Raw genomic sequence first — 22564 nt, forward strand, 5'->3', positions numbered from 1 at the left:
CTTACCGCTCCTGGTCGAAATGATCCATGCCTGAATAGCTAATTTGTTTTAAAAACAGTCTATTAAGGGCTTTTCAGGGCTGACTATTTATCCGCTTGTTATCACCGATCAGGCTATCTAAAATGATCTTTTCAGCGTCCATTTAAAAGACCTGTTAAGGAGTTGATATGACACATCGTATTCTGGCGGATGTCGCCGCCAGCATTACAGAGCTTAAAGCGAACCCGATGAAGGTTGTCAGCAGCGCCTGTGGTGAGCCTGTCGCGGTACTGAATCGCAATGAACCGGCTTTTTACTGCATTCCTGCCGAGGCCTATGAAGCTCTGATGGACAGGCTGGAAGATCTGGAACTGGTCGCGCTGGCCAAAGCCCGTGAATCAGAACCCGGCATCCCGGTCAGTCTGGATGACTTATAATCTTGAGTTCAAACCGAGCGCCCTTAAAGAGTGGAAAAAGCTCGGTTCGGTGGTACAGCAGCAGTTTAAAAAGAAGCTGGCTGAACGTCTGGATAATCCCCATGTTCCCTCTGCCCGGTTATCCGGGGCCGATAACCTCTACAAAATTAAGCTGCGTCAGTCTGGCTACCGGCTGGTTTACAAAGTACAGGATGATGTCGTGATAGTGACCGTTCTGGCCGTTGGCAAACGTGAACGCAGCGAGGTTTACCAGAAAGCAATGCAACGCCTGGATAACTGAACCTGCTACTTCATCTTTCAGCTTTCCCTTACATCTGAGCCCTGCTGTTAAGCCGGGCTTTTTTGTGCCTGCTCCACGCTTTTTTTATCGTCACACCCCTTTATTCACCTCATACCGGACCTGTACCAGACAAGGAGAATGCCCTATGTCAGAAGTTCCTTCACCGCCGTTAGTGACCTCACTGGATCAGATTGATCTGCAGATGCTGGAAGCCAAAGAGAACCTGCTCCGGCAGCAGGCAGAGAAAGCCCTCCGGGAGGATCAGAAAGCTCTGCTGATTGCCCGCGCCGATGATTTTAAGCTTCAGCAGAAGCGCCTGAGAAAACGGATCGAATCCCGGCCACCTAAACTCAGCTGGTTAATTGAAGAAGACGGCAACCATATCCAGCTGACCCGGATGCATAACGGCAAACCTCTGGATGTTTATCCGCCGGTGCATCGTTCTATGGCCGGTGTGTACCTGCAGGCCATTGTTCAGGGGTTTCATCCTCCACGGGTTCTGACACCCATTGAACCGCCTGCTGAATAACCTGTTTTTGCCATACTGGATATACATCCAGCACCCTGATTTTCCCCTCTTTACCGCACATGGATACCCCACTGTCCACGGTTTGCCCTGCGCGTCTTTAACTCCTTGATCAGGCGTTAGCGGGGCCTTTTTAAAGGATTTGTATTATGAAGAATGCACCGCAGCCTCCGTGTTCTGACGCTGAGGCCCTGAAGGATCAGATCATTACCGGCTCTGTTGAAACGGTCGGGACGCTGATTAATGACGCCGCCTGCGACCGGGACAGGATTCTGATCGCATCCAGCATCGCCAGTCTCACTCTGGGCATGCTCTATTCCGTTAAGGGTGAAGACGATTTTGATCTGTTTCTGAAAGATCTGGTCGGGCTGATTAAAGAAGATCCTCTGCCCCTTTTAACCTGCAAACCCGAACATCTGAACTGATCAGGAGGTCAGCCACTATGACACCATTCGTACCGGAATCCGCTCAGGGTTCATCGTTGAAACACCCGCCTTCTGAGCGCTCTCCCTTTCAGAACAGCGGCCCGATGGCCTTCAGCCTGCCCCATGCGGTGATTATCGCCGGAGCCGGTCTGGGCAGCCATTTTCAGCATGAGTTGCTACTGCAGCTGGCAGCAATGCAGATCGGTTTGTTTGCGCTGTTTTCTCTGGGCATATTGCTGGTTCCGATGAAGTATCTCTGCAAGCACCTTGATCAGCCGTTCACCCAGGCTGACCGCAGTGACTGGACGATCCTGACCGTCATGGTCCTGCTCCTGCTGGAGTGGTATCTCGGCGTCGCTGTCATGGTGTTCTCGGTGATCGCGGGGTTTATCCTGAAAGGCACACTGAGCCATGCCATGAAGCCCCGGCTGAAAGATAACTGGCTGGAGGATTCCCTGAAAACATCATCGAACCGCCAGAGTGATTCGGATAGCGATACCGCACAATGAAGTGGTCGTCAGGATCTGATCAGAACGGCCTGAATCTCAGATATTCAGGCCGTTTTGTGAAGATTCCGACTCCTTCAGGTTGTTTTATACCAGTTTTGCCTCGTTTCCTTTTTCATCCCCATGCGGAGGTTAACGAGGCTTTTTTATGCCTGTCTTTCACCCCGAGGGTGATGATTATGGAACCTCTTTTATCGTTGAACGCTCCGGAACCAGTCCGGGCTGTAAAGCCTTCTGCTGAACGTCCGGAGGCGGTACCCGGTTCAGATCGGTCTGATCAGCCTGCTTCCGGTGATCCAATCCCCGGCGATCCGGAGTATCAGGAAGAGCAACTCAGTCTGTTCTGAACCCTATCCCGATTTTCCCTTACCTGGCTGGCGTCCTTCCCTGCGGATGCCGGTCAGGTCTTTTTACCTTTTTCAGGATACCCCCATGACGCTGATTCCGTGGATCAGGTCAGTCATCCGTTTTTACCTTTCTATTCATAACGTACAAGGAGTATGTGATGTCTCTGTGTGAACTACAGACCGTTTTAAATCAGGCCGCTGATGCCAGTACCTGCGCTCATAAGGCGCTGGCCAGTGCAACCGATCAGCTGAAAGCCTCCCATGATCTGCTAACAGCAGAACGTAATATCGCGCTGGATAATCTGGCCGTGATGCAGGCCGCTCTGCTGGAGAACCGGCTGAACGGTGCCACAGCCGCCATGAAGTGGATCACGGAGCGACTGACCATGAGTGGTGGTCGCCCTGATCCGGATAGCCCCTGGCTGAATGATCCGCTGAAGTATCGTATTGCTCATGGCAGTAAGCCCCGGTTCTGCCCGGTGTGTGGCAGTCCGTCTCAGGGGCCGGTGAGTGATCCGGTCTGTTCGGCGGATTGTCACAGAACACGCTTTCTGGAGACACTTCCGGAAGCCTCACGGGACGCCGCTAAACCGTTGTTTCCCTTCTGTGCCAGCGACTGGACCGAGGAACGGGATCTCAGGTTGCCTTTCAATATGGGTGAGTATGCTTACGCCACCGATGGCCGCTTGCTGATCCGACGCCCGGCTGTCGAAGGGCTGACAGAACTGCAGGATGAGCATATTCCTTCTGCTCAGAAGGTCCGGGATCTGGTCAGCCCGCTGGCGAGTCGCCGCTACCAGAAGACAGAGATCCGGGTACCGGAGCAGTGTCCGGATTGTCTGGGCAGAGGCTTTCATGAGCTGATCACCGATCATGTGGCGTATCACCTGGATTGTCACACCTGCAAAGGCAGCGGTACCGGCATCAGTGATCTGCTGCCGGTCTCACCCCCGGCGCTTAAAGGTATCTACGCCGCCAGCTATGTGGCCCTGATTCAGGATCTGCCTGATCTGGAGGTCAGTGAAGATCCGGAGAATCATACCCTGTACTTCCGTTTCTCTGGCGGGGCCGGAATCCTGATGGGACTGGAGCCAGAGAAGATGACACCTCTGGTCAAAGAGCCTCCGGAAACCGATTGTTACTGCCATCTGCAGATGAAGGACGGTTCCACCCGCTACGCTGCCGCCATCTACTTAGAGCCGGAGCACAGCCAGCCCATCTGGCGGGAATGCCTGACCGATCAGGAGATCGTCCGACAGAGTATCGAAGCCTGGCGACCTCTGATCGGTGTGTATCGTAAGTAATTTCTTTCCCATTCTGTTAAGGACATCACCATGACTCAGGATAAAAAGTCCCCTTCTGCTAAAGAAATGGCTCAGTTACAGCAGCATCAGAAAATCCAGTATGAGATTCTGCAGACGTATATCACGGCCATGCAGGCTGCCATTATTGATACCCGCCAGCGGGGCTGTAATGCCGGAATGGATCGTATTTTTGAAGCCCTGGCCGCACCGGGTCTGATCCCCTCTGATGAGCATAAGGACGCGGATCGTTTTCTGAACCAGCACGATCCCTACGCGACACCCTGCCGGATTTGCGGACAGCCCAGTCTGACCGAATTGTGTTCGACGGCCTGTCTGTATGATGCGATCAAAGCCGATGTACCGGAACAGGAACATGCCCGGCTGGATCAGATCACAGCCTTCTGCGAACAGGCCCTGTACTCAGAGCAACAGTTTAACCTGCCTTTCAGTACTGGTGATTACAGCTACGCAACCAACGGGCATCTGATGATCCGGGTGCCTCGGATAACCGGTGTGCCAGAGATGGCATCAGACTATATCGCCTCACCCGATGTGTTTGATCATTATCTGTCGGATGATCCTGATCTGTGCTTTGTACCGGTGACATCGTTTGATCTGCCGGGGCACTGTCCAGATTGTGAGGGCACGGGCTGGCACAGTTTTGCCACTCGGGGCTGGTTATACGATACGCCCTGCAAATCCTGTAAAGGCTCCGGACTGGGCATATCAGAGCATATCATCCACTGGCCTGAGGCACTGGTGCAGCATTACCGGTCAGATTATCTCCGGCAATTAGAGCAGCTTCCGGAGCTGGCCGTCTGTGAACAGCCCGACCGCTCTATGATCCGCTTTCGCTTCTCAGAGGGTGAAGGGCTTCTGATGGCCGTTCGGCAGGCGCTGACCAATGAAGACGCCAGGAACATGACACGCCATGCCTATGCCAGGGTCATCACGCATGATGGCAAGCTGATTCCCGCTTACTGTCACTACGATCCGGAGGCTAAGACGGCCGAATGGCGGCATCTGAGTTCCAGCCAGCCCTTCAGCCCTGACCTGATTTATCGCTGGCAGGTCGCCAGCTACTACGGCAGTTTCTGATCCGGTACTGTCTGCTCTCGCTTCACCCCAGCTCTATCGCTTTACCCCCAGCTCTCGCTTCAACCCTGATTAACACCTCATTTTTATGCGCAAAACCGGAAGTCACTTTTACTGTCGCGATGAAGGAGCACTTATGACGCTACACAGACACGGGCAATACCCTCAAACCCAACAAACCATGACCGAGAAATCGAGCGCTCAGCTCGCGTATATCAAACAGCTGATCAGTTCGGCTGAAGATGAAAAGCAGGCCACTAAGCTGCTGGCTAATCTGGCCTCGCTGAGCCTGGGGTACATCCTGGCCAGTCAGGGGCAGGCTTATCACGATCATGTCATCGAGATCCTTAGGCAACACCCGATCATCATCCCGGCTGAAAACTGATCATTACCCTTACAGGAGGTCACTATGCGTCTGATCTGGCTGATCACTACCGCTGTGCTGTTTACTGCCAGCAGTTATTTCAGTGTCCGTCTGTTGCTGCAGCTGGCGGATGATACCGCCACTGGCATCGCTTATGGTGCCGTGGCCATTGCGTTGGCTCTGGTTCAGTATGCGGCACTGCCTTATGGCATCCGGAGCTGGAGTCAGGGCAGGCATTTCTCTGCCAGTGTTTACTTCGTCACCTGGGCATTACTGACGCTGCTCAGTATCGCGGCCAGTGCCGGTGCTCTGATTGGCGATACGCAGCAACAACAACACCGGCAGCATACCGGCAGTCTGGAATATCAGCTGCTCACCAGCCAGATCAGACAACTTCAGTTACAGGCTGACAGTATTCAGGCCACCGCTAAAACCGATAGTGAGAACGGCTACCGCAGCCGGGCACTGAAAACACTGGATAAGCTACCGGCCATTCAGCAACAGATCTCTGAACTGCGCCTGCAGCTGAGTGCTTTACCGGCCAGTAGCAACACAGCGGTATCTGCTCTGTTTGAGCGCATCGCCAGACAACTGAAGGCTGATCCGGATCAGGTGATGACCGGAGCTTATCTTCTGGTAGCGGTACTGATTGAGCTGGCGTTAACGGTGTCCGTTTCTGCCCTGTCAGAAGGTATGGCCATGACGGTAACACCCGTGGCCACAGCATCCACTCATACAGCCACAGAGAACAATACGCTTCCGGAGACGGCTGACACCCAGAGATCCGGAGGCCACGCAATCCCATCCCCACAAACCACAATCGAACCGGGCACTTTGACCGCCCGGCTTAAATCACTGATCAGGCCGCCGGATGGTCGGCCCGTTACCAGTTAGAGGAAACAGGTAATGAAGATCTACATACCAACAACACATAAGGACGAAAACGAATGAACCACACTTTCGAAATAGAAGAACTGGCTGCTCTGACCTGTACCGGCACGACAGACGCAGCAGAAAAAGTTGAATGCATCCACACACTTCTGCATGAGAAGTACGGCATCGATCTGGAGTTATACCAGCGCATTGCAGAAGACCTTCTGCCCTTTACCACTCTGGTCAGAACGGCTGTTGACGGCCAGTACTATCACGCCTTTATCAATTACGAAACGCAATCCACTATCATCCGTTGCCCTCCATCAGCCCAGGCACAGGAGCATATTAAATGACAATTCAACCCGCCCATGTTACCCGCAATACCGATGGCCACTGGCAGCATCCGGATCTTCCGGACTGGAGCGACACCACCTCCAGTCCTGAGATGGAATACTGGCTCACCCAGCAGGGCCTTAACTCAAAAGTATTACAGATAGGCTCACGCATCCCTCAGGAGGTCATCAACCGCTGGCTGGCCGGAGAGTCCGGACGCTCTGATGATATGCCCGAACGCTACAGTCTCGGGGACAGCATCGTACTGGCAGTTTACCAGACCGAGGAGTTCACCACCGTCTGGTTAGGTACACCCACTCAGCACACCGGTCAGAGGACAGACAGCAATGAAGTTTACTCCGCAGCTTGATGCCCAGGGCAATTACTTCTGGTTAGTGGAAATGAGATGCCATCAGCGCCTGTTAATGGCTGAAGGTAACACTCTGAAAGAAGCCATTGAAAACGGTCTGAAACTGGTTGAAGAGATGGCGATTCAGGCTGCCAGAAGGAAATTCCCTGCGTTATGAGACCACCACATACCCCACCTGAACGAACGATGAACTTACTGAACACCATCTGAAGCCCTGCACTGTTTGCGGGGCTTTTTTATACAAGGATGATCACCATGACTTACACCATCACAGGACCTAAAGCCGCTCTAATCACAGTACTGTGTGATGAGGATCTGGAACCCCATCACATCGAAATTGGCTGCATGCTGGTCAAGGCCTTCCGGGATGAAAACAACCTGGTGTACTGGCCATTGCCGGATTGCAGGCGCACCTACGACAAGAACATGGCACTGGATTTTGCTCATAAGCTATCCGGTATTGCACGCACAGAACCGGAACCACTGCCTATGCCCGAACACAGCCTGAGCAAGACTCAGCCAGAGGATCAACAGGAGCCAGACTATGAGCCAGCTATCGGTTGAAGAAGCCGCTCAGCGGCTGAACTTTCCCGGCGGACGTAACGCCCTGTACAAGTATCTGAGAGCCCATGCGGGCTTTCAGGGCACGATTGCGCCTTACTCACTGGTGTTTCAGGGCTTCTTTGTGGTGATTGATGGCCAGTACGAACGAGGCCGTCAGACCATCTATACCCAGACCACCAAAGTAACCACCCGGGGGCTGACGTTTATTGCCCAGCTGATGAACGAACATCCGCCAGAGGTGAAAACCACGGCCCGCAACAAAACATCCGGACGCCGGAAGAAATACAGCACACAACACAAGCATCACAAGACAAACCCCACCCCCGATTCCGCCTGATCCATCCGCAATAAAAGGAACACTCAATGACAACCCCAATAGGCAAACTGATGCCCCTGAAAGAATGGCAGGCCGAACGCTTCGCCGGTCAGGGGCCAACACTGTGCACCATTCGTCGCTGGTGTCAGAACGGGCAACTCCCCGCCCGTAAGATTGGCAGCCAGTGGTTTATTGATCTGGAAGCCGAAAGCCAGCAGACACCGGATACCCCAACAAACTGAACAGCCTCACTAACGGCATACCTGTTAATCCCCGGATCGGGAAACCACCAGAAGGACAATCATCATGAGAGAACCAGACATCACATTAGAAGAATGGGACCTGCTGAATCACTCGCAACCCCACAATAAACGCACCCTGCTGACCTGGGCGAGAGAAGGTCGTATTCAGCCGAAACCACAAAAGCGGGGCAGAAAATACTGGGTGCGTCCGGATGCCCGTTATCAGGAACCGGACAAAGCGCGTATCACCCGGTTGCGTCAGGTTAAAACCATGCTTCAGAATCCATGTGACGTGACTGACCCATCCACCCGAGTACTGGAGATTTATCACCATGGTTCCCAGACCTAGAAAACGCCGGTACACCACCACACCCAACTTTTATATCAAACGGGACAGCCGCACCGGCAAGCTGTCCTGTCAGTATAAGGACCTGAGAACCGGTCGATTTCACAGCCTGCCATCGAATGTTAAAGACGCTGAAAAAATGGCCAGAGAACTGAACGTACTCATTGGCCAGGAGATGCTGGAGATTGAAAAGCGGGCCATTCTGGAGCTGGACAACAGCCGCAATATTACCGTGGCCACCTGGCTGGAAGAGTACCTGAAGATTCAACAGGAGAAACTGGAACAGGGCGACATAAAGAAAAGCACCTTCGATCAGAAACGCTGGGCATTAAAGCCGGTACAGGAGAAATACAAACACCTGAAACTGAGCGATCTGGACACCGTCACCATTAATAAATTCCTGCAGGGCTACATTAAACGCAAGAAACCCACCATGGCGCAGCGTGTCCGAACCTGCCTGATTGATGTGTTTGCCGAAGCCATTGCCAGCGGACATTTCCCGGCGGATAAACCCAACCCGGCAGCGGTGACCAGAGCACCACGCATCAGAATCCAGCGATCACGCCTGACGCTGGAAGTGTTTAATCAGGTGATCACCTGGGCTAAAAGACACCAGAAACCTTACCTGTGGCGTTCATACCTGCTGGCCATACTCACCGGCCAGCGGCTGGACGACATCGGCAAAGCCAGCTTTAAAGATATAAAACGAGTGAATGGCACCCGCTATCTGGAAGTGATTCAGACCAAAACCGGCACCAAACTCCTGATCCCGCTGGATCTGAAACTGGACTCCGTAGGCTATAGCATTCAGGACATCATCTCGCTGTGCCGGGACCGGGTTGTCAGCCCCCACCTGTTTCACCATGTATGCAAAGCAGGCCGGGCCATGCCAGGCGATAAAGTCCGTACCAAATCTCTGAGTAATGGTTTTGCAGCTGCGATCCGGGCACTGGAGCTGGACTGGGGCGACAATAACCCACCCTCATTTCATGAGATACGGTCACTATCCGAACGGGAATACAAAAAGCAGGGCGTGAACACTCAGCATCTGCTGGGCCATAAACATCAGATTACAACGGACACCTACGCGGATACCCGTGGTCAGGACTGGATTATAGTAAAAACAGGAAAGGAATCAGTATGAGAGACACAAATAATCGTTATAAAGGGGATACAGGCAACAGAGTATTATTCGATATAAAGGCGCATTTATATCTTATTAACACTCTGCTGCCTGACAGACGGTATCCTTTTCAGATTTAAGTTTATATTGATCGACGTATTGGGAGAATCGAATCATCGCTATAAACATTGGTCTGTATTTACCCTTTTTATTTCAGCCTATCCACTGTTACAGAAGGACTGCCAGACTGCTTACAGCAGCGCTTCTTTAGACGCTGAAACCGGCTCGACATCGTGGAAAGCGACTTCTTCAAAGTCATACGAAAAGCTATTTGAATCAGTCAGTTGTGCTTCTTTAGAACTGGATACCGGCTCAATCACTTTCAGGGTAACAACATCATTGCTGATAGCAGATGAACCACTCAGATTCGCTTCCTGAGAGTAACCTGCAGGCTCAATCGCTGCGAATGGGTTGTTAGTGGTATTAGTATCAGCAACCGCCTGAAAAGATACTGCAGCAACAGAAGCAACAATCAGTTTAGTAAAAGCATTCATGGTTTAATTCCTCTTGAACTTGTAAGTCGTAACTTGATGCTGCGTATGTTAACCAGGCTGATATTTTTAGGTAGCCCTCTGCTTGTTACTTGTGTGTTAACCCAGAGTTAAAAGCAAAAAATGAAAGGTTGTTATAACGAAATAATACCGAATGGCGTGAATCTGTTTGCCGGGAATGTGCGTGGTGATGGGCTGGCTTCACCCAGGAAAGGCAGGATACTTCTGTCGCTTCTCGCAAATATCGCGGAAAGACCAGGAGTGTTATGAGACAACGAAAGAAAAAGGAATGGCTAACCATTCCTTTGCATAAAATAAAGCTATCAGGCAACTATGTGGCAGAGATTTTTTTAGCTCGTTCAATAACTGCCTGCTGTGAACGCATCGCACCAGTCATTGCACGCTGATAAAGCTCTGAATTCTCACGACGTTTTGCTCGACTTACCAGCTTTGATAAGGGACTGCTTTTAGTTTTTACACTGTTATCTGACATAGGGAAATTCACTTCATAACACAATCTGCTTAAGCATTATCAGATCATTCAGTAACATCAGGCAGCAGCGAAATCGATAGGGCTCACTCTTTCAAGATCAATATGCTGCTTAGCCTGCCAGAGATCGTAATTATCCTGCATACTCAGCCAGCTTTCTGCTGTACGCCCCAGAGCCTTAGACAAACGCAATGCCATTTCCGGTGAAACAGCACTCTGCCCTTTAAGAACCCGATTCAGAGTTGAGGGAGATACATCCAGCTGTTTAGCCACAAAACGGCAGCTATAACCAAAAGGCTCCATATACACATCAAAAATAAACTCACCAGGATGCGGTGGATTATGCATAGCCATTAGTGATAATCCTCATAATTCAATATATATGCATTGCCATCAATAAACTCGAAGGTAACGCGCCAGTTGCCGTTTACAGTCACTGACCATATCCCCTCCCGATTGCCCTTTAATGGATGCAACTTAAAGCCCGGCAAATCAATATCTTCAATAACTGTGGCGGTATCAATAGCTGCCAGCTGCATTCTTAATCGACGTTCATGTTTAGCCTGAATTCCAGCTTTACTTCCTGTCTCGAAGAATCTCTTCAGGCCTTTATGTTTGAAGGATTTAATCATAAGCAAGAGTGTAGCGCAGTGCGCAACGCACATCTACAAGAAAAAAGTGCCTATCCTGTTTTTTGCCAATCACTCCCCACCGTCCCCTGTCTTACCGAAAGACAGACATTTCATATAAATCAAAAGCTTCCTGACACTATCTTTCCTGGCACATTCCCCATCAGGCTTACCTCATACAATAGAAAGATCACCTTTAATTCAGTGTGTTACTGCACTATCATCAGGGCAATTTCCCTAATAACCATTAGCAGTGGATTGCTGATTTTCGTTCGCCATACGTGAGCGGAACTTCCACAGGCAAGGATGCACATGTCGTCTGAGAATAGCTCTTCTATGGATACCAATACTTCTGCACTGGCTGGACTGATCTGGTCGGTGGCTGACCTTTTGCGCGGTGATTTTAAGCAATCCCAGTATGGCCGAATCATTCTGCCATTCACGGTTCTGAGACGCCTTGAATGCGTTTTAGCCCCAAACAAAGACTTTGTTATTGCCGCTGCCGAGCGTAGTCAGGACGTTAATGAAACGGCACTGAATACGATTCTTCTGAATGTTTCGGGTAATGCGTTTTACAACACCTCAAAGCTGGATCTGTCTAAGCTGGGTGAAACCCATATTCGCGATAATCTGGACAGCTATATCAGAGCCTTCTCCAAAGACGCCCGTGAGATATTCGAGTACTTCAGCTTTGAAACCAGCCTGGACAAACTGGACGATGCTGACTTGCTGTACAAAGTTGCTCAGAAGTTTGCCCATTTCGATCTGTCGCCCGAGGCCGTAGACAACTACCACATGGGTCTGGTATTTGAAGATCTGATTCGACGCTTTGCGGAAAGCTCTAACGAAACTGCCGGGGAACACTTTACCCCTCGCGATATTGTGAATCTGACCACCTCGTTAGTGTTTGCCACCGACGATAAAATCCTGACCAAACCCGGTGCGATCAGCTCCATTTATGACCCCACTGCCGGTACAGGTGGCTTCCTGTCCTGTGGTATGGAATACCTGCACGAACTGAACGAAAATGCCCGTCTGGCCACCTTCGGACAGGAGCTGAACCCGGAATCCTACGCCATCTGTAAAGCGGATATGCTGATTAAGGGCCAGGACATCACCAATATTAAATTGGGTAATACCCTGTCTGATGATCAGTTACGGGGCCAGCACTTTGATTACTGCCTGTCTAATCCACCGTTCGGTGTGGATTGGAAGAAAGTCGAAAAGGCCATCAAGGATGAACACAAAGAGCAAGGCTTCAATGGTCGCTTTGGCCCTGGCCTGCCCCGTGTATCCGATGGTTCTTTGCTGTTCCTGATGCACCTGATTAGCAAGATGCAATCTCCAACAGCAGATACTGCAGGCTCACGTATTGGCATTATTCTGAACGGCTCCCCTCTGTTTACCGGTGGGGCCGGTAGCGGTGAAAGTGAGATCCGCCGCCATATCCTGGAACAAGACCTGTTGGACGCCATCGTCGCACTGCCTACCGATATGTTCTATAACACCGGCATTGCGACCTATATCTGGGTGCTGTCTAACCACAAACCGGCAGAGCGTAAAAACAAAGTCCTGCTGATTAATGCCACCGACATGCACAGCCCGATGAGAAAGTCCCTGGGCTCAAAGCGTAAATACCTGAATGACGATGCCTTGGAAACCATCGTTAACCTGTACAGCCGTTACGATCTGAACGAACTGGAACAGAGCGGTATAGCCAAAATTTTTAACACCACCGACTTTGGTTACCGCCGTATTACCGTAGAGCGTCCATTAAAGCTGGCCTTTTACCCTCACGATTCCGAGCGAATCGAAGCCATGCAGGCAGACAAACCGTGGGCCAAACTGGATGAAAGCTTAAAATCAGCCATTCTGGCAGCACTGGCACAGTTTGAAGACGACAAGCTTCTATCCCGTGACACCTTTAAGAAACAGCTCACCGCCGTTCTTGATGGCGTTAAGCTACCGGCAGCCGCCTTTAAACTGATCTGCAAGCATATTGGTGAACAGGACGACGAAGCCGAAGTCTGTACCAGCAAAGGCCAACCAGAACCCAATCCCGACTTGCGCGACAACGAAAACGTCCCTCTTTCAGAAAATATCGAAGAGTACTTTACCCGCGAAGTAACCCCGCATGTTCCAGACGCCTGGATTGATCAGAGCAAATGCGACGAAAAAGACAAGCAAGTCGGTATTGTCGGTTATGAGATTCCCTTCAATCGCCATTTCTACAAGTACCAGCCACCTCGCTCACTAGAAGAGATTGATGCCGATCTGGATGCCGTAAGTAAAGACATTATGACACTGCTAGCGGAGGTACACTCGTGACAGGGAAGTATCAACCGTATCCAGAATATAAGGATTCAGGTGTCGAGTGGTTGGGTAAGATCCCTAAGCATTGGTCCTCAGGCCCTGTAAAATACGTCCTATCCAGCAAGAAAGGGGCATGCAAAGCAGGTCCTTTTGGAAGTCATCTAACCAATACAGATATGACTGGTAGAGATGTAAAAGTCATCAATCAGAAAAACATCATATCCAATAATATGGACTTGGGTGACTTCTTTATCTCTAAGGAGAAATATGAAGACCTCCAAGCATTTAAAATCCAAAAAGGGGATATACTTGTAACAACAAGAGGAACAATAGGGAAAACATCAATATTTTCATCAAATCAAACTGCAATTTTACATCCTTGCCTAATTCGTCTGCAAATTGATGAAAATATACTAATCAGACAGTGGCTGGCATTAATCATTCAAGAAAGTGGATACGTCATTGAACAAATACTGGTCAAGAGTAATGCAACAACAATTGAAGTCATATATAGCGAAAATTTGTTAAATGTCGATATTACATACCCTCCCTGCTTAAAAGAGCAACGCACTATAGCAGCCTTTCTCAACCACGAAACTGCCCGTATCGACCAGCTGATTGAAAAACAGCAACAGCTGATCAAACTGCTAAAAGAAAAGCGCCAAGCTGTTATCTCTCATGCTGTCACTAAAGGTCTTAATCCTGATGTAGCAATGAAGGATTCAGGTGTTGAGTGGCTGGGAAAGGTGCCAAAGCACTGGGTAATCAGCAGACTCAAATATGAAGCTAAGATAGTCGACTGTAAAAACCGTACCCCCGAATATTTTGATGATGGCTCATATCTGGTAGTACGTACAACCAATGTAAAAAATCAAAACCTACTATTGGATGGTGCGCTTTATACTAATGACGAAAATTTTAAAATATGGACACAGCGAGGGATACCTCCAATTGGCTCTATTCTCTTTACCCGTGAAGCTCCTACCGGTGAAGTTTGTTTAGTACCCGAATATCCCGCTCTCTGTATGGGACAGAGAATGATGAACTTCATTCCCCATGACTCGAAATATACTGTATTCCTATTTGATTATTTAACATCTGATTGCTTAAACAGATATATAGAAAGTGAGGCATCAGGAAGTACAGTAACTCATCTTAGGGTTGAACAGGTTTATAACATTCCCGTTGTTATACCTCCTTATGACGAGCAAGTTAAGATTGATCAACTCGTCAGTAATCTAAAAAATAATTTCAACCTTTTAATTGAGCAATCAAATGATGCTATAGAACTTATGAAAGAACGCCGTACGGCCCTTATCTCTGCCGCTGTAACCGGAAAAATTGATCTGCGAGGATGGCAACCGCCTGCACAGGAGAGTGCTTAAATGAGTAATAGCAAAACCCTGGAACTCACCTTCCAGAACCATATTATTTCTGATCTGGAGTCCCAGGGCTGGCGGGTTGGCCATAGCAGCGATTATGACCGGGAGCGGGCGATCTACCCGGAAGATCTGGTCGAGTACGTTAAAGAAACTCAGCCCGATGTCTGGGAGAAGTTCTGCCGAATCTATGGCACCGAGCCTGAAAAACAGTTGCTGAATGCGGCTGTGCGCAGCCTGGATCGCAAGGGTACTCTCTGGCTGTTACGCAATCAGATTGAAGACAGGGGCGTTCGTATCAAGGCGGCAACGTTCCGCCCAGATAACGACCTTAACCCGGAACTCAGCTTACGTTATGAGAGCAACCGGCTTAGAGTTGTTCCCGAGCTGATCTACAGTCCGAACGGTTATGATGGCCGTATTGATCTGACGCTGTTTCTGAACGGGCTACCCATTGCCACACTGGAACTGAAATCCTGCTTTAAACAAAGCCTGGAAAACGCTAAAAAGCAGTACCGCTATGACCGTAAGCCAAAGACCAAAAACAAAGATGAGCCTCTGTTACAGTTCAACCGTGGGGCTATTGTTCACTTTGCGCTGAACCAGTTTGAAGTCGCGATGACCACCAAACTGGCTGGCGAAGATACCCGATTCCTGCCCTTTAACAAAGGCACTGCAGCCGGTGGGGCCGGTAACGATCAGCCCCCACTGGTAAACGGTAAACACGGTTACGCCACCGAATACCTCTGGAAAGAGATTTTCCAGAAAGACAACCTGCTGAAGATTCTGCACCGTTATGTGCATCTGGAAGTGAAAGACAGCTTCGACAGTTTAGGCAAGCTGCAAACCAAACAGACCATGATCTTCCCCCGTTACCACCAGTGGGCAGTGGTTCAGAAGCTGCTCAGTACGGTACAGCTGGAAGGCACCGGCCATAAATATCTGATTCAGCACTCTGCCGGTTCCGGTAAATCCAACTCTATCGCCTGGCTGGCCCATCAGGCCTCCAGTCTGTGTAACCCACAGGGCGATAAAGTATTTAACTCGGTGATTGTGATTACTGATCGAACCGTACTGGATAACCAGTTACAGGAAACTATCTCGCAGTTTGATCATAAATCCGGCGTGATCAGCCGTATTAACCGTGATGAAGGCGACGGCAGCAAATCTGCACAACTGGCAGATGCCCTGTCCAGTAATACTCCGATCATTATTGTCACGATTCAGACCTTCCCTCATGTTCTGAAAGCGATTCAGGAAAGCACCGGGCTGAAGGATCGCACCTTTGCGGTGATTGCCGACGAAGCCCACTCCAGCCAGACCGGCAGCACCGCCCGGCAGCTGCGAGAAGTGCTGATGGCCGAACAACTGTCTGATGAGCAAGACCTGTCTGCAGAAGACGTGATGAACGCCACGCTGAGCGCCCGAGGTGGATCAGACAAGATCAGTTACTTTGCCTTTACCGCAACCCCTAAGGCCAAAACCCTGGAACTGTTTGGTCGACCAGACGACACCAGCAACCCGCCCAGTGATGAGAATCCGCCTAAGGCATTCCACGTCTACTCGATGCGTCAAGCCATCGAAGAAGAGTTTATTCTGGATGTGCTGAAGAACTACACCAATTACTCTATGGCCTATCGCCTGGCGATGGAAAATCAGGCCGTAGATCAGGAAGTAGACTCCAAAAAAGCCAGAACAAAACTGGCCCGCTGGGTACGTCTGCACCCTCACAATATCGGCCAGAAAGTTCAGGTGATTATCGAGCACTTCCGGGAGGTTGTTGCCCACCTGTTAGCCGGTGAAGCTAAAGCCATGGTGGTCACCTCCAGTCGGATCGAAGCGGTACGCTATAAACTCGCCTTTGATAAATACGTTGAAGAGCAGGGTTACGACAAAATTCAGGCGATGGTCGCCTTCTCTGGTGAAGTGAACGACCCGGACAGCAGGCCCGAACCTTTCACTGAAAAGGGCATGAATCCCGGTCTGAAAGGGCGCGATATGCGCAAAGCCTTTGATACCGAGGAATACCAGGTGATGCTGGTGGCCAACAAATTTCAGACCGGTTTTGACCAGCCCAAACTGTGCGCCATGTACGTGGATAAGAAGCTGTCTGGCGTGGACTGTATCCAGACCCTATCGCGACTGAACCGCACCTATCCTGGCAAAGAAAGCACCTATGTACTGGATTTTGTGAACGAGCCTGCTGAAATTCTGGAGCAGTTCCAGCAGTACTACGAAACCGCCGAAATAGACCGGGTATCTGATCCGAATCTGGTATACGACCTGATGCACAAGCTACGGGATAACAGCATTATCCAGTGGCATGAGGTGGTGTCATTCGCAGACGCCTACTTCGATCCCAAACGGGGTGACGACGTATTGACCGGCTATATCAAACCCGCTGTAGACCGCTTTGTACAACGCTACCGCCACGCCAATGAAGCCCTGAAAGAAGCACGGGAGCAGCTAAAACATATTGAACAGGCAGGCAACGATACAGAAAAGGCCAATGCTGAACGCTGTGTTAAAGAAGCCTCAGAAAACCGGGACTCGCTGGACCTGTTTAAAAAGGATGTTCAGAGCTACATTCGCTTTTATGAGTTTGTTTCGCAGATCGTCCCCTTTGATGATCAGGAACTGGAACAGCTGAATGTTTTCTGCCGTCACCTGCTGCCAATGCTAAGACAAGAAGTAATCGAAGAAGAAGACATCGACCTATCCGCCGTAGTACTCAGCCACTACAACCTGAGACACAAACGCACCCAGGATCTGAAACTACAAACCGGAGAAGGTGACGGCCTGATCGGTACTACCGGCCTGGGCACCGGCACCCCTAAAGACGCCGAGAAAGACCTGCTCTCTCAAATCGTCGATAAAATGAATGACCTGTTTGGCCCTGGCACCACCGATGGTGACAAACTGGATTGGTTCCAGGGCATGGCCAGCAAGATCACTGAAAATGGCCCTGTGATAGACCAGATCCAGAATAACTCTGATGAAGCCGTAATGAATGGCGACTTTCCCAAGGCAATGGATCAGGCCGTTATTGACAGAATGGATACCCAGCATGAAATGTCTATGGAGTATCTGTCTAAGCCAGAGGTTGCTAAACAGATACAAGGCATGATGCTGGAGTTATTGAGACGACAGTTGTTTGGTGGGGATGATCAATTGGTTTAATCAAGCTTTATTACTAAAGTAGACTCCTCTATATTCACCAGTCATAGACTGACGAATATAGATGGGGCTATTAAAATATAACAATGGAATATACACCTGTTCAAAGCTGTACTGAAACCTGCCACGTCATTGATTTAGATCGCGATATAATATCAGCCACAGACGTTATCACAATCTGAGATGTTCTTTTATTAAACATAGCAACCTTATGCCTATCACCGAGTTGTTCAGCAGCACTAATTTCATTTTCAGTTAGAGCAAAAAAGAATCCAGAAAAATCCTCTTTAACACGCTCTTGATTAGCAGTTTTTATTTCTATAAATGTAATATCGGGCAACAATTCTTCTAATAAAACAGTATCATCAAAATCAATTTCAATATTTTTTGGAATAGAAAGCGCATCAAAACTAGATCGTTTTATAAAAACACCTGAGTTTTCAAGAGCTAATAGTAGGTTTCTGAGCTGCTGGCCTTTTGGACGAGGAATCCAATCATCATTCGATTTAATTAACTCAAGTTCTCCATTTGCACCATTCTCATTCGCAAAGCGTAATAAATGCTTTCTCTTGAGATCTATTACCTCTTGTGGTTTCAAAATATCTCCTAAATCACTGATCTAATTAATTCATTTAGCCTGACAAAGTCTTTACCTTTCCACTGATTAAATGATGGATGTGGCAGCATATCTATTTTTTGAACATCATTAATTAGGCCAAGAAATTTATCGGCGAGTTCTCCGCATGGGACATAAGTAATATTTAAGTCACGGCGTCTAATGCTATCAAACCTTTTTTTAAAAGAAGAAATCAATTCCCGCTCAATAAGAGCCACATCACGATTTCTCCTTCGAACTGGTAATGTTTTTGGATTTCTTCGAATAAAATCATAATTATCAATCATCTCTATTCTTCTGTCAGAGCAACTATAACATCTTTTATCTAAAGGCATTAAAGAAGCATTCATGACCCCGAACAAAGGTGCGTTACCAGATTTGATTTCACAACCAAGAGGAGAAGCAAAGCCTAGACCTATTTTTTCATTTAGGTAACTGCTGACATCCATACCAGACTTTCCTGCTAAAGGGTGGCCATGTATAAGTTCATCTTTATAAGGTGACTCTAGTACAAGAACAACTTTTATTTGATCAATATCAGGTAAAATATCTCTTACTTTTTTCAAACTTAATATTACATCCAATTCAAATGACAACACACAATTAAAATAATACACTCTTAAATCAATCAAATCTATAGACTATATGAGTAACTCAACCAATTCTATATTACACCTTGAATTTTCACATTATCCATTAGACAATGCTCAGGTTACTGCAAAATCAGTAGCCGGGATTGGTCTCCCGAATACTCGAAGGCAGACACAGCCGCTTCTGCGGTTTTTTTGTGTCTACAGCATAGTTGCGCCTGTTTTATGGGCGGGCCGTGTGGTGGCTCCTTGTGAGCGCCGGACGCCTTTGGGCCGGTAAGACCAACCCACACGGTTCCGCTCACCCGATTGGTCTCGGGTTGTGGATTCGCATAATGATCTCCCAAAGGCAAACAGCTATGAAGAATCAAATCTCAACCGTGAGCTTTTACGGACAGAATCTTTCAGTTATCCCTCTGAACAATCAATTATTCGTTGCCATTAAACCTGTTTGTGAAAATATTGGCGTTCCGTGGGTGGGCCAACGACAACGAATTAAACGAGATGTAGTCCTGAATTCAACTGCCTGCATGATACAGGTAGTTGCCGCAGACAAAAGAAAGAGAGAACTTCTCTGCCTCCCATTGGAATATCTGAATGGCTGGCTTTTTGGTATTTTAATTTGAGTGATATTTTAGGCTCCTCGACGTTAGGTGTGGATTTATTGGAATGTATCTGCCCGTCATTGTCGCCTCGCAAAGCCAGTTTTCCACATAAGCGAGGAAGCAGGCCTGGAGGAACACAGGGCTGAAAGCCCGAGTAGTCCTTGCCTGAGCCCGAGAGTTGCGGAAACTGAGTGTGAAGCGTGGCAGAGAGACGGGGCAGAATCTGCCTTGATTCCGAGCTGAGCAAATAATCAGCCCGTAAATCAAATCCACACGCAACGTCGAAGAACCTTTAAATTCAGTTACCTCCATGATGGAGGCAACTGCAATAGATGGTAAATCATACAATTACATCTGCCTTCCTCTAAGCTACTTAAATGGCTGGCTGTTCGGAATCGACGATAAAAGAATCAAGAATGAGGCAACGCGACGTCGTGTCATCCAGTATAAACAGGAATGCTATCAGGCTCTGTCAGATTACTGGCTGCAAGGCTCTGCCATTCGAAAGCCTCGCCATCTTCAGTTTGAACCCAGTTATGACTTTACCCCTTTAAATTTATCCGGATCGCGTACAGTGCCTGATGCTCAGAAACTGCTGGCAGAAATCAAGAAACATATGACACCAGCCACTCAGCCATTAGTTCGTGAGCTTGAGGATACGCTGGTCAGTATCTGGACTAACACCGATGAAGCCATGCACCGGATGACGGTTGCACAGAATATGATGAAACGTGTCAGGGGCCATCACCCTGATTAAACCAGTTTGATTTAACCAAAAGGCTAACCTCCGGGTTGGCCTTTTTTATGCCTGAAGGAAATACCATGACTCAACCATTCACCCGGATCGGTAGCCGGGATACGTTTATTCTGCTCCGGTCTGATATTCCGGTGGACGGTATGCCGGATTTGTTTCTGGTGGAGTATGCACCAGCTAATGACCCGGAACAGGTTCGGATGATGCCAGTAACCACCTGGAACAAAGAGATGTTCCGCCCTCTTCACCCGTTAGTCTGTAGTCATTGTGGCGGTTCGGGTAAGGATCGTGACCGGCCGGTTAAACCCTGTGGTTATTGCTTTGGTTCTGGCTGGGTGAATTGTGAGGGTGAACCTCTGACACGGGATGCCAGCACCGCTGATGCTCTGTTGCAGGTCAGCCGGTTAATTCAGGAGTTATCACAGCAGGCAAACAAGCTGAACCACCCCAGGGTGCAGGCTTTGTTTAAAGAGATGGAAACAGAAGCCATTGCCCGATCAGAGACGCAGTGGCGCAACGGTAAAGGGGCTGGCCCCAGCGGACAAAGACACACAGGAGATTAATGATGGCGCGTTTAATTACACTGCAAGAGTGGGATGAAAAAAACTTTTCTCGTCCCCATAGTCGGAGAACTTTGTATAAATGGGCCAGAGAAGGTCTGATTCAGCCACGGCCTATGATTGTAGGTAAACATTACCAGGTTCATCCTGATGCGCGGTATGTGTCAAACAGAGCGCAGATTGACCGGCTTAAAACGGCCAATCGTATGATTAACGATTCTGCAGACGCTTTAGTCGATACAGAGATAGATCCATTAGCCCTGGAGATTTTTGCTCATGGCTGCACGACCACGGAGACGGACGTACACTAACGTCCCGAATCTTTACGTCAAACAAGACAGACGTTACAGCGGTATCTCATGCCAGTATAAAGATCAGCGAACCGGTAAATTCAAAGGGCTTGGGCCTGACTTGCAAAGAGCAGAGAAGATAGCCCGGCAGCTGAATGTACTGATTGGCCAGCAAATGCTTGATGATGAAATGAAAGCACTGCTGGCTCAGGGGGGCGATAACAAGAAAAGCATCCGGGTTGGAACGTGGCTGGAAGAGTATATGAATATTCAGCACGAAAAACTTCAGGCCGGGGAAATTAAGAAGGGGACTCTGGACGGTAAACGCTGGGCGCTAAGTCCTGTTCTCAAGAAGTATAAAAATATCAAACTGTCTGACCTGAATACCGTCCTGATTAATAAAATCCTGCAGAGCTATATCAAAGAGAACAAGACGACGATGGCCCAGAGGATCAGAACCTGTCTGATCGACGTGTTTGCAGAAGCCATTGCAGCAGGGCACTTTCCGGCAGATAAACCTAACCCTGCTGCAGTGACCAAGTCACCCCGCCCAAAAGTCAGGCGCAGCCGTCTGACCCTGGAAACTTTCAATGCCATTATGGAGTGGGGTAAATGCAATCAACCCGCTTACCTTTGGCGGGCTTATCTGTTTGCTCTGGTCACCGGCCAGCGTCTGAATGATGTCGGCAAGGCTCAGTTCAAAGATGTGAAGGTCGTGAACGGTGTGAAATATCTGGAAGTGGTTCAGGGCAAAACTAAAACCAAACTACTGATCCCGGTCGATCTACGGCTTAATGCCATTGATGTCAGCCTGAAAGAGGTTATTGCGGAATGCCGGGATAAGGTGGTCAGTGCTTATCTGTTTCATCACCCAAAGACCATTGGTAAAGCTGCTGCTGGCAGTAAAGTCAGAACCAAATCATTAACGCTTGGGTTTACAGAGGCGGTCAGAGCACTGAAAAAAGACTGGGGTGAAAGTGATCCGCCATCGTTCCATGAACTGCGATCACTGTCAGAACGTTTGTACCGGCAGCAGGGCGTTAATACTCAGGAATTGCTGGGCCATAAGCACCAGACCACAACAGATACTTAGTCAGCCCTGAAAAGCCCTTAATAGACTGTTTTTAAAACAAATTAGCTATTCAGGCATGGATCATTTCGACCAGGAGCGGTAAGCTGT

32 protein-coding genes are annotated in these 22564 nt (G+C 49.0%); 26 read left to right on the forward strand and 6 right to left on the reverse strand.

Features of this window, described 5'->3' with window-relative positions; all coding sequences use genetic code 11:
• Positions 1 to 167 precede the first annotated feature (167 nt).
• The 18 genes from H4O21_RS22905 to H4O21_RS22990 all read left to right on the forward strand — a co-directional run bounded on the left by H4O21_RS22905 (position 168) and on the right by H4O21_RS22990 (position 9451).
• Positions 168 to 416 carry a type II toxin-antitoxin system Phd/YefM family antitoxin gene (locus H4O21_RS22905; RefSeq protein ID WP_182811771.1) on the forward strand — a complete coding sequence of 83 codons (249 nt, stop codon included), beginning with the start codon at positions 168 to 170 and terminating at the stop codon, positions 414 to 416.
• Positions 406 to 696 (forward strand): type II toxin-antitoxin system RelE family toxin, encoded by a 291-nt coding sequence (locus H4O21_RS22910; RefSeq protein WP_182811774.1) that lies wholly within the window; start codon positions 406 to 408, stop codon positions 694 to 696. Before H4O21_RS22905 ends, H4O21_RS22910 begins: the two co-directional genes overlap by 11 nt.
• A 145-nt stretch (positions 697 to 841) precedes the next feature.
• Positions 842 to 1225: a hypothetical protein gene (locus tag H4O21_RS22915; protein WP_182811777.1), complete on the forward strand. Its 384-nt coding sequence runs from the start codon at positions 842 to 844 to the stop codon at positions 1223 to 1225.
• A gap of 146 nt (positions 1226 to 1371) precedes the next feature.
• A complete protein-coding gene (locus H4O21_RS22920; RefSeq protein ID WP_182811780.1) occupies positions 1372 to 1647 on the forward strand; it encodes a hypothetical protein in 276 nt (91 codons plus the stop codon).
• 17 nt (positions 1648 to 1664) lie between these two features.
• A complete protein-coding gene (locus H4O21_RS22925) occupies positions 1665 to 2156 on the forward strand; it encodes a hypothetical protein (protein WP_182811783.1) in 492 nt (163 codons plus the stop codon).
• Positions 2157 to 2332: 176 nt separating this feature from the next.
• Positions 2333 to 2500: a hypothetical protein gene (locus tag H4O21_RS22930; RefSeq protein ID WP_182811786.1), complete on the forward strand. Its 168-nt coding sequence runs from the start codon at positions 2333 to 2335 to the stop codon at positions 2498 to 2500.
• Positions 2501 to 2658: 158 nt separating this feature from the next.
• Positions 2659 to 3804, forward strand: coding sequence for a hypothetical protein (locus H4O21_RS22935; protein WP_182811789.1), 1146 nt, complete (start codon positions 2659 to 2661; stop codon positions 3802 to 3804).
• Positions 3805 to 3834: 30 nt separating this feature from the next.
• A complete protein-coding gene (locus tag H4O21_RS22940; RefSeq protein WP_182811792.1) occupies positions 3835 to 4902 on the forward strand; it encodes a hypothetical protein in 1068 nt (355 codons plus the stop codon).
• Positions 4903 to 5035: 133 nt separating this feature from the next.
• Entirely contained in the window at positions 5036 to 5284 is a 249-nt protein-coding gene (locus H4O21_RS22945) for a hypothetical protein (protein WP_182811795.1), read from the forward strand.
• 24 nt (positions 5285 to 5308) lie between these two features.
• A complete protein-coding gene (locus tag H4O21_RS22950; protein ID WP_182811798.1) occupies positions 5309 to 6157 on the forward strand; it encodes a hypothetical protein in 849 nt (282 codons plus the stop codon).
• Positions 6158 to 6210: 53 nt separating this feature from the next.
• The gene (locus H4O21_RS22955; RefSeq protein ID WP_182811800.1) at positions 6211 to 6489 is read left to right on the forward strand and encodes a hypothetical protein; all 279 of its coding nucleotides are present in this window, start codon (positions 6211 to 6213) and stop codon (positions 6487 to 6489) included.
• Positions 6486 to 6839 carry a hypothetical protein gene (locus H4O21_RS22960; RefSeq protein WP_182811803.1) on the forward strand — a complete coding sequence of 118 codons (354 nt, stop codon included), beginning with the start codon at positions 6486 to 6488 and terminating at the stop codon, positions 6837 to 6839. Before H4O21_RS22955 ends, H4O21_RS22960 begins: the two co-directional genes overlap by 4 nt.
• Complete coding sequence (locus tag H4O21_RS22965) at positions 6817 to 6996, forward strand: hypothetical protein (protein ID WP_182811806.1); 180 nt, start codon at positions 6817 to 6819, stop codon at positions 6994 to 6996. The genes H4O21_RS22960 and H4O21_RS22965 overlap by 23 nt, the downstream gene beginning before the upstream one ends.
• Positions 6997 to 7094: 98 nt before the next feature.
• Positions 7095 to 7403 (forward strand): hypothetical protein, encoded by a 309-nt coding sequence (locus tag H4O21_RS22970; RefSeq protein ID WP_182811809.1) that lies wholly within the window; start codon positions 7095 to 7097, stop codon positions 7401 to 7403.
• Positions 7384 to 7740: a hypothetical protein gene (locus H4O21_RS22975; protein ID WP_182811811.1), complete on the forward strand. Its 357-nt coding sequence runs from the start codon at positions 7384 to 7386 to the stop codon at positions 7738 to 7740. Before H4O21_RS22970 ends, H4O21_RS22975 begins: the two co-directional genes overlap by 20 nt.
• 26 nt (positions 7741 to 7766) lie before the next feature.
• The gene (locus H4O21_RS22980; RefSeq protein ID WP_182811814.1) at positions 7767 to 7961 is read left to right on the forward strand and encodes a helix-turn-helix domain-containing protein; all 195 of its coding nucleotides are present in this window, start codon (positions 7767 to 7769) and stop codon (positions 7959 to 7961) included.
• Between the two features lie 64 nt (positions 7962 to 8025).
• Positions 8026 to 8310, forward strand: coding sequence for an excisionase (locus H4O21_RS22985; RefSeq protein WP_182811817.1), 285 nt, complete (start codon positions 8026 to 8028; stop codon positions 8308 to 8310).
• Positions 8294 to 9451, forward strand: a complete 1158-nt coding sequence (locus H4O21_RS22990) for a tyrosine-type recombinase/integrase (protein WP_182811820.1) — start codon at positions 8294 to 8296, stop codon at positions 9449 to 9451. The genes H4O21_RS22985 and H4O21_RS22990 overlap by 17 nt, the downstream gene beginning before the upstream one ends.
• A gap of 230 nt (positions 9452 to 9681) precedes the next feature.
• Here H4O21_RS22990 and H4O21_RS22995 read toward each other — a convergent pair whose 3' ends face one another.
• The 4 genes from H4O21_RS22995 to H4O21_RS23010 all read right to left on the reverse strand — a co-directional run bounded on the left by H4O21_RS22995 (position 9682) and on the right by H4O21_RS23010 (position 11103).
• Positions 9682 to 9984, reverse strand: coding sequence for a hypothetical protein (locus tag H4O21_RS22995; RefSeq protein WP_182811823.1), 303 nt, complete (start codon positions 9982 to 9984; stop codon positions 9682 to 9684).
• A 328-nt stretch (positions 9985 to 10312) separates the two neighbouring features.
• A complete protein-coding gene (locus H4O21_RS23000) occupies positions 10313 to 10474 on the reverse strand; it encodes a hypothetical protein (RefSeq protein ID WP_182811826.1) in 162 nt (53 codons plus the stop codon).
• A 57-nt stretch (positions 10475 to 10531) separates the two neighbouring features.
• Positions 10532 to 10825: a HigA family addiction module antitoxin gene (locus tag H4O21_RS23005; protein WP_182811828.1), complete on the reverse strand. Its 294-nt coding sequence runs from the start codon at positions 10823 to 10825 to the stop codon at positions 10532 to 10534.
• Positions 10825 to 11103: a type II toxin-antitoxin system RelE/ParE family toxin gene (locus H4O21_RS23010; RefSeq protein ID WP_182811831.1), complete on the reverse strand. Its 279-nt coding sequence runs from the start codon at positions 11101 to 11103 to the stop codon at positions 10825 to 10827. The genes H4O21_RS23005 and H4O21_RS23010 overlap by 1 nt, the downstream gene beginning before the upstream one ends.
• Positions 11104 to 11412: 309 nt before the next feature.
• On the opposite strand from H4O21_RS23010, the gene H4O21_RS23015 reads away from it, so the two are divergent.
• From H4O21_RS23015 to H4O21_RS23025, 3 genes are read left to right on the forward strand one after another with little or no spacing between them, the layout of a single operon-like run.
• The gene (locus H4O21_RS23015; protein WP_255487434.1) at positions 11413 to 13428 is read left to right on the forward strand and encodes a type I restriction-modification system subunit M; all 2016 of its coding nucleotides are present in this window, start codon (positions 11413 to 11415) and stop codon (positions 13426 to 13428) included.
• Positions 13425 to 14798 carry a restriction endonuclease subunit S gene (locus H4O21_RS23020; protein WP_182811834.1) on the forward strand — a complete coding sequence of 458 codons (1374 nt, stop codon included), beginning with the start codon at positions 13425 to 13427 and terminating at the stop codon, positions 14796 to 14798. Before H4O21_RS23015 ends, H4O21_RS23020 begins: the two co-directional genes overlap by 4 nt.
• Complete coding sequence (locus H4O21_RS23025; RefSeq protein WP_182811837.1) at positions 14799 to 17972, forward strand: type I restriction endonuclease subunit R; 3174 nt, start codon at positions 14799 to 14801, stop codon at positions 17970 to 17972.
• A 100-nt stretch (positions 17973 to 18072) separates the two neighbouring features.
• Here H4O21_RS23025 and H4O21_RS23030 read toward each other — a convergent pair whose 3' ends face one another.
• Entirely contained in the window at positions 18073 to 18567 is a 495-nt protein-coding gene (locus H4O21_RS23030) for a hypothetical protein (protein WP_182811840.1), read from the reverse strand.
• Between the two features lie 8 nt (positions 18568 to 18575).
• Positions 18576 to 19151 carry a hypothetical protein gene (locus H4O21_RS23035; protein ID WP_182811843.1) on the reverse strand — a complete coding sequence of 192 codons (576 nt, stop codon included), beginning with the start codon at positions 19149 to 19151 and terminating at the stop codon, positions 18576 to 18578.
• A gap of 383 nt (positions 19152 to 19534) precedes the next feature.
• Between H4O21_RS23035 and H4O21_RS23040 the strand changes: the two genes are divergently transcribed.
• The 5 genes from H4O21_RS23040 (at position 19535) to H4O21_RS23060 (ending at position 22477) form a co-directional block, all read left to right on the forward strand.
• Positions 19535 to 19801 carry a phage antirepressor N-terminal domain-containing protein gene (locus tag H4O21_RS23040; protein WP_182811845.1) on the forward strand — a complete coding sequence of 89 codons (267 nt, stop codon included), beginning with the start codon at positions 19535 to 19537 and terminating at the stop codon, positions 19799 to 19801.
• Between the two features lie 241 nt (positions 19802 to 20042).
• Positions 20043 to 20537 carry a phage antirepressor N-terminal domain-containing protein gene (locus H4O21_RS23045; protein ID WP_368737584.1) on the forward strand — a complete coding sequence of 165 codons (495 nt, stop codon included), beginning with the start codon at positions 20043 to 20045 and terminating at the stop codon, positions 20535 to 20537.
• Between the two features lie 65 nt (positions 20538 to 20602).
• A complete protein-coding gene (locus tag H4O21_RS23050; protein ID WP_182811850.1) occupies positions 20603 to 21097 on the forward strand; it encodes a DnaJ-like cysteine-rich domain-containing protein in 495 nt (164 codons plus the stop codon).
• Entirely contained in the window at positions 21097 to 21405 is a 309-nt protein-coding gene (locus H4O21_RS23055; protein ID WP_220495816.1) for an excisionase, read from the forward strand. The genes H4O21_RS23050 and H4O21_RS23055 overlap by 1 nt, the downstream gene beginning before the upstream one ends.
• Positions 21371 to 22477 (forward strand): tyrosine-type recombinase/integrase, encoded by a 1107-nt coding sequence (locus tag H4O21_RS23060; RefSeq protein ID WP_182811856.1) that lies wholly within the window; start codon positions 21371 to 21373, stop codon positions 22475 to 22477. Before H4O21_RS23055 ends, H4O21_RS23060 begins: the two co-directional genes overlap by 35 nt.
• Positions 22478 to 22564 lie beyond the last annotated feature (87 nt).

The sequence above is a fragment of the Oceanospirillum sediminis genome, from assembly GCF_014164585.1.
GTDB classification, from domain to species: domain Bacteria; phylum Pseudomonadota; class Gammaproteobacteria; order Pseudomonadales; family Halomonadaceae; genus Oceanospirillum; species Oceanospirillum sediminis.

Coding starts and splice junctions, on each gene's coding strand:
- H4O21_RS22960 (WP_182811803.1), top strand. CDS start 6,486: ATGACAATTCAACCCGCCCATGTTACCCGCAATACCGATGGCCACTGG.
- H4O21_RS22935 (WP_182811789.1), top strand. CDS start 2,659: ATGTCTCTGTGTGAACTACAGACCGTTTTAAATCAGGCCGCTGATGCC.
- H4O21_RS22920 (WP_182811780.1), top strand. CDS start 1,372: ATGAAGAATGCACCGCAGCCTCCGTGTTCTGACGCTGAGGCCCTGAAG.
- H4O21_RS22930 (WP_182811786.1), top strand. CDS start 2,333: ATGGAACCTCTTTTATCGTTGAACGCTCCGGAACCAGTCCGGGCTGTA.
- H4O21_RS23050 (WP_182811850.1), top strand. CDS start 20,603: ATGACTCAACCATTCACCCGGATCGGTAGCCGGGATACGTTTATTCTG.
- H4O21_RS22965 (WP_182811806.1), top strand. CDS start 6,817: ATGAAGTTTACTCCGCAGCTTGATGCCCAGGGCAATTACTTCTGGTTA.
- H4O21_RS23000 (WP_182811826.1), bottom strand. CDS start 10,474: ATGTCAGATAACAGTGTAAAAACTAAAAGCAGTCCCTTATCAAAGCTG.
- H4O21_RS22990 (WP_182811820.1), top strand. CDS start 8,294: ATGGTTCCCAGACCTAGAAAACGCCGGTACACCACCACACCCAACTTT.
- H4O21_RS22970 (WP_182811809.1), top strand. CDS start 7,095: ATGACTTACACCATCACAGGACCTAAAGCCGCTCTAATCACAGTACTG.
- H4O21_RS22940 (WP_182811792.1), top strand. CDS start 3,835: ATGACTCAGGATAAAAAGTCCCCTTCTGCTAAAGAAATGGCTCAGTTA.
- H4O21_RS22950 (WP_182811798.1), top strand. CDS start 5,309: ATGCGTCTGATCTGGCTGATCACTACCGCTGTGCTGTTTACTGCCAGC.
- H4O21_RS23025 (WP_182811837.1), top strand. CDS start 14,799: ATGAGTAATAGCAAAACCCTGGAACTCACCTTCCAGAACCATATTATT.
- H4O21_RS23040 (WP_182811845.1), top strand. CDS start 19,535: ATGAAGAATCAAATCTCAACCGTGAGCTTTTACGGACAGAATCTTTCA.
- H4O21_RS22985 (WP_182811817.1), top strand. CDS start 8,026: ATGAGAGAACCAGACATCACATTAGAAGAATGGGACCTGCTGAATCAC.
- H4O21_RS23010 (WP_182811831.1), bottom strand. CDS start 11,103: ATGATTAAATCCTTCAAACATAAAGGCCTGAAGAGATTCTTCGAGACA.
- H4O21_RS22980 (WP_182811814.1), top strand. CDS start 7,767: ATGACAACCCCAATAGGCAAACTGATGCCCCTGAAAGAATGGCAGGCC.
- H4O21_RS22955 (WP_182811800.1), top strand. CDS start 6,211: ATGAACCACACTTTCGAAATAGAAGAACTGGCTGCTCTGACCTGTACC.
- H4O21_RS23055 (WP_220495816.1), top strand. CDS start 21,097: ATGATGGCGCGTTTAATTACACTGCAAGAGTGGGATGAAAAAAACTTT.
- H4O21_RS22975 (WP_182811811.1), top strand. CDS start 7,384: ATGAGCCAGCTATCGGTTGAAGAAGCCGCTCAGCGGCTGAACTTTCCC.
- H4O21_RS22995 (WP_182811823.1), bottom strand. CDS start 9,984: ATGAATGCTTTTACTAAACTGATTGTTGCTTCTGTTGCTGCAGTATCT.
- H4O21_RS23060 (WP_182811856.1), top strand. CDS start 21,371: ATGGCTGCACGACCACGGAGACGGACGTACACTAACGTCCCGAATCTT.
- H4O21_RS22945 (WP_182811795.1), top strand. CDS start 5,036: ATGACGCTACACAGACACGGGCAATACCCTCAAACCCAACAAACCATG.
- H4O21_RS22905 (WP_182811771.1), top strand. CDS start 168: ATGACACATCGTATTCTGGCGGATGTCGCCGCCAGCATTACAGAGCTT.
- H4O21_RS22925 (WP_182811783.1), top strand. CDS start 1,665: ATGACACCATTCGTACCGGAATCCGCTCAGGGTTCATCGTTGAAACAC.
- H4O21_RS23005 (WP_182811828.1), bottom strand. CDS start 10,825: ATGGCTATGCATAATCCACCGCATCCTGGTGAGTTTATTTTTGATGTG.
- H4O21_RS22915 (WP_182811777.1), top strand. CDS start 842: ATGTCAGAAGTTCCTTCACCGCCGTTAGTGACCTCACTGGATCAGATT.
- H4O21_RS23015 (WP_255487434.1), top strand. CDS start 11,413: ATGTCGTCTGAGAATAGCTCTTCTATGGATACCAATACTTCTGCACTG.
- H4O21_RS22910 (WP_182811774.1), top strand. CDS start 406: ATGACTTATAATCTTGAGTTCAAACCGAGCGCCCTTAAAGAGTGGAAA.